At 36.1% G+C, this 4,701-nt stretch carries 4 protein-coding genes; 3 read left to right on the top strand and 1 reads right to left on the bottom strand.

The genetic code is table 11. From position 1 onward, the window contains the following. Nucleotides 1–84: 84 nt before the first annotated feature. Entirely contained in the window at nucleotides 85–1,200 is a 1,116-nt protein-coding gene (locus AB4Y90_RS17070) for an alpha/beta hydrolase-fold protein (protein ID WP_441558765.1), read from the bottom strand. A gap of 169 nt (nucleotides 1,201–1,369) precedes the next feature. Between AB4Y90_RS17070 and glgB the strand changes: the two genes are divergently transcribed. The 3 genes from glgB to AB4Y90_RS17055 form a co-directional block, all read left to right on the top strand. After that, entirely contained in the window at nucleotides 1,370–3,070 is a 1,701-nt protein-coding gene (gene glgB, locus AB4Y90_RS17065) for a 1,4-alpha-glucan branching protein GlgB (protein ID WP_441558766.1), read from the top strand. Beyond that, a complete protein-coding gene (locus AB4Y90_RS17060; protein ID WP_441558764.1) occupies nucleotides 3,067–4,473 on the top strand; it encodes a glycogen synthase in 1,407 nt (468 codons plus the stop codon). Before glgB ends, AB4Y90_RS17060 begins: the two co-directional genes overlap by 4 nt. Before the next feature lie 6 nt (nucleotides 4,474–4,479). After that, nucleotides 4,480–4,701, top strand: a 222-nt coding sequence (locus tag AB4Y90_RS17055; RefSeq protein WP_441558763.1) for a hypothetical protein, incomplete at its 3' end; no start/stop codon positions are given.

Raw genomic sequence — 4,701 nt, 5'->3', positions numbered from 1 at the left:
CTCCATCTGTGTTATATTTATTTTAAAATGCTGAAATTCAGTCTATCAACTATCAACCATCAACTATCAATCATCAACCAATAATTACTTGTTTTCCTGCTTTGGTTTTACTTCAACAGGGTTTTCGGTATTGTTGTAAAAAAGCCATTCGATTGCTCTGGGAAATTCCTGTGACCAGTAAAATTCGCTGTGTTCACCATCGGGGTTGATATTGGTTTTAAATTCAAAATCGAAAAGATTTTTCTTTTCCCAACGTTTCAGATAATTTTCAAAAACCTGAATTCTTTTAACCATTTTTGAGCCTTCACGCTCGCCTCCGTAAAGGTAAATTTTAGTCTTAAAAGGAACTCTGAAGCTCATCATCGGAAAATTATTGTTGGGTTCTATCCAAAGCGAAGGTGAAAAGATCAGAAGCTTAGAATAGACTTCAGGATAAAGAAAACCGCTATAAAGACTAATCAATGCTCCTAAAGAGCTTCCGCCGATCCCTGTATTTTCTCGGTCTTTTTTGGTACGGTAATGCTCGTCAACAAAAGGTTTTAAAGTATCTGTGACAAACCTGATGTATTTTTTTCCTTCAGATCCGTTGGCGACATTGTCATTATCGAAAATATATTCTTTAATACGGTCTTCGCTTCCGTGTTCTACAGCGATTATGATCACGTCTCCACGACCGTATTCGGCAAGAATAGAAAGTTTTTTGTCGATTTCCCAGTTTCCGTATTCACTGCCTTCATTAAATAAATTTKGGGCATCCTGAAGGTAAAGCACAGGATATTTTTTATCTGAAACATAATAATCGTAGGGAAGGAGCGCCCAGATTTTGCGGTAACGATCAAGCTGCGGAATATAAAATTCTTCAGAAATTACTTCTACAATAGGAAAAAATTCATCTTTGAAAGGTCCCCAGTTGAATCTCCATTTTTCAACATGATCATTGGTTTTTGCAGATTTTTTCTTGACTTTTCTATTGGGAGTAATATTACCATATTGGTCTAATTCTACATTTTCCCAGCCTCCTTTTGTGAATTTATATTCTATCTCATCATTAAGCAAATGGTCTTCAATATCAATGCTGTAGATATTTTCACCGGAAGCCTGAAGCTGAAACTGAGAATCTTTGGGATTCCACTTGTTAAAATTTCCTGTAATAAAAACGGGTCTGTTATCTTTTTCTGCCGTATTAAGCGTAAATTTCATTATGTGTTTAATGGTTTTAAAGCTTTTAAATTTATAAAAAATATTTTTATGAATTCTTTTTAATATTGATTAAAAATAGCTCTTGCCAAGGGAAAATGTCATATATTTGGTAGTCATCCGTAATTCAGTAAAAATATTTTATGACGATGCAGACCAAAAACCGATTATGATGAATTTTGTAAAAACCTATACTCTTTTTACGGATCACGATATTTATCTTTTTAAAGAAGGTAAACATTACCGACTCTACGAAAAGTTTGGTGCTCATTCTGTTGAAAAAGATGGAATAAAAGGGGTTTATTTTTCGGTTTGGGCTCCGAATGCCAAAAAAGTTTCCGTTATCGGGAATTTTAATAACTGGAATCACCGCGAACATATTTTATTTCCAAGATGGGATCAGTCGGGGATCTGGGAAGGCTTCATTCCTGCACTTTCCTGGGGAACGCTTTATAAATATGCAATAGAAACCGTTCAGGGAGAAATTTTAGAAAAAAGTGATCCTTATGCCTTAAGCTGGGAACAAAATCTTCAGGCTGCATCCAGGGGTTATCAGATAACCGGTTTTTATGCGGCAACTTCCCGTTTCGGCTCTCCACAAGATTTAATGTTTCTGATAAATGAACTCCACAAAAATGATATTGGCGTAATTTTAGATTGGGTTCCGTCGCACTTTCCTGGTGATGCAAACGGATTGCACCGTTTCGACGGTTCGTATTTGTATGAGCATGAAGATCCCAGAAAAGGTTTTCACCCTGATTGGAAATCTTATATTTTTAATTACGGAAGAAATGAAGTGAAATCTTTCCTGATTTCTAATGCGATGTTCTGGCTCGATCGTTATCATGCAGACGGACTTCGTGTGGATGCGGTTACTTCCATGCTTCATCTGGATTATTCCAGAAATGAAGGAGAATGGGAACCGAATATTTATGGAGAGAATGTAAATCTTGAAGCAAAAACTTTTCTTCAGGAATTTAATACAGCCGTTTATAAAGAATTTGGCAATAATATTATGACGATTGCTGAAGAAAGCTCAGATTTTCCAAAACTGACAAAACCTGTACACGATGGCGGAGTAGGATTTGGAATGAAGTGGATGATGGGTTGGATGCACGATATTTTATTTTATTTTAAAGAAGATCCTGTCAACAGAAAATATCATCATCACAAATTGACTTTTTCTTCGATGTACATGTATAATGAAAATTATATGATCCCGCTTTCGCATGATGAGGTAGTACACGGAAAAGCCAGCCTGATCTATAAAATGAAAGGTGATGAATGGCAGAAATTTGCCAACCTCAGAGCTTTGTATGTTTATATGTTTACGCATCCCGGAGCAAAATTGCTGTTTATGGGCGATGAATTCGGGCAGACCGGAGAATGGAATTTTAAACAAAGTTTAGAGTGGCATTTGCTGCAATATCCGGTTCATAAAGGTTTGCAGACTTTAGTAAAAGACCTGAACCATCTTTATAAAAACCAAACTGCGCTTTTCGAAAACCAGTTTAATCCATATGGTTTTGAATGGGTGGAAGCCAATGATGAAGATAATTCGGTCTATATCTATTTACGGAAAGGAAAAAGACGGGATGATGTTTTTATGGTGATTTTAAATCTTACGCCACGGGTTTTGGATTATAAAGTTGGTGTAAATTCAGGAACACATTGGGAAGTTATTCTCAATTCGGATGACGAAAAATATAACGGAAGCGGGGTTGATGCAAATATTTTCAGAGAAGATCATGACGAATGGATGAACCGTTCAAGATCAATAAGCCTGAATCTTCCGCCACTTTCGGGAATTATTTTAAAACAGAGAAAAGATAAAAAGTATAAATTAAATAGGATTAAACAACACAAAAAATGACAATATTTCACCTCAGTACAGAATGTTATCCCGTAGCAAAAGTTGGCGGACTTGCAGATGTGGTTGGTGCTTTGCCAAAATATCAGAACAAAATAAAAGAGGTCAATGCAAAAGTAGTGATGCCTTGGTACAACAAACATTTTGTGTACGACTATGATTTTGAAGTGGTTTTTGACGGTTTTATTCATCAGGGTTCCAATATGCTTCAGGTTCAGGTATTGAAAGAAACAACTGATGTTTTGGGATTTGAATTGTATATGGTGAAAATTCCGGGATTGCTCGATCGTGAGAATCCTTATGGATATCAGGATGAAAGCTTTCAGTTTCTGGCGTTCCAGCATGGGATTTTACATTGGTTGTCAGCGATGAAAATACGTCCCGATGTTTTGCATTGCCATGATTATCACACCGGTCTGGTTCCTTTTATGATTGAAAACTGTAATGATTTTGAATTTTTGAAAGGGGTAAAAACCATCGGAACCATTCATAACGGAGAATATCAGGGAATGATGAGTTGGGATATGGCAAACTATATGCCTGCTTTCGATCATTATAAATGGGGACTTCTCGATTGGAATGGCCTCATCAATCCTTTGGCAAGTATGATCAAATGCTGTCATGCTTTCACAACGGTTTCCGAAGGTTATCTAGAAGAGCTTTTCGTAAGTTTCAGAGGTCTTGAAAGCTTGGTAAGGGAAGAGTTTTCGAAAGCTTTTGGGATTATAAACGGAATCGATACCGATGTGTGGAATCCGCAAACCGATCCAATGATCGATTTTAATTTTAACAGTAAAAATGCTTTAAAAATTAAAAGGAAAAATAAAGCTAAGCTTTGTAAAGAATATGGCTTAAATCCTGAGCTTCCTTTATTTGCTTTTATCGGAAGGTTTGCCACCGAGAAAGGAGCAGATCTGCTTCCTGATTTAATCTGGAGAAGTATTAAACAAAGTTTCGGAGGATTAAATATTATTGTTCTCGGCTCAGGAAATGCTTATCTGGAACAACAACTGAAAGAATTGGATTCGGTTTATTCAAATTTTGCGACAGATATTGGATATAAAGAACATTTATCGCACAAAATTTACGCTTCGGCAGATTTTTTGTTGATGCCTTCAAGAGTCGAGCCTTGCGGTCTCAATCAGATGTATGCAATGCGCTACGGAACGGTTCCGGTCGTAAGTTATACAGGAGGTTTGAGAGATACCGTAAAAGATATTACAACAGGAGGTTCTGGCTTGAATTTTACTTATCCCGGAGTTGACGATATTATTCACGCAATGAGCCGCGGTGTAAATATTTATAAAAACAAAACACAAATGGATGAATTGGTTTTGTCTAATATGAAATTTGACTTTGCCTGGGAGAAATCAGCAGAAAAATATATAGCTTTATATAAACAATAAAAACCTTTGAAAGTATGTATATTTATTACAGTTGTTTTTCTTCTTTTCTCTTGTAAGAAAAAAGAGGATGTTGCTGTGGATAATAAATTTGTATTCCTATCATTTGGGTTTCCGGATTTTCGTGAAGATCATTTAAGAAAAGTGATTGATGAAAAATGGAATATCAAGAGAGTCAGAGTTGCTGGTTGTGTTGTTACAGATGAATTACTAGATGATGAATTACTAGAT

The sequence above is a fragment of the Chryseobacterium sp. 2TAF14 genome (assembly GCF_052115105.1).
In the GTDB taxonomy this organism is placed as follows: Bacteria; Bacteroidota; Bacteroidia; order Flavobacteriales; family Weeksellaceae; genus Chryseobacterium.
The sequence above is the reverse complement of the archived record's forward strand: the minus strand, read 5'-3'. Positions and strand labels throughout refer to the sequence as shown.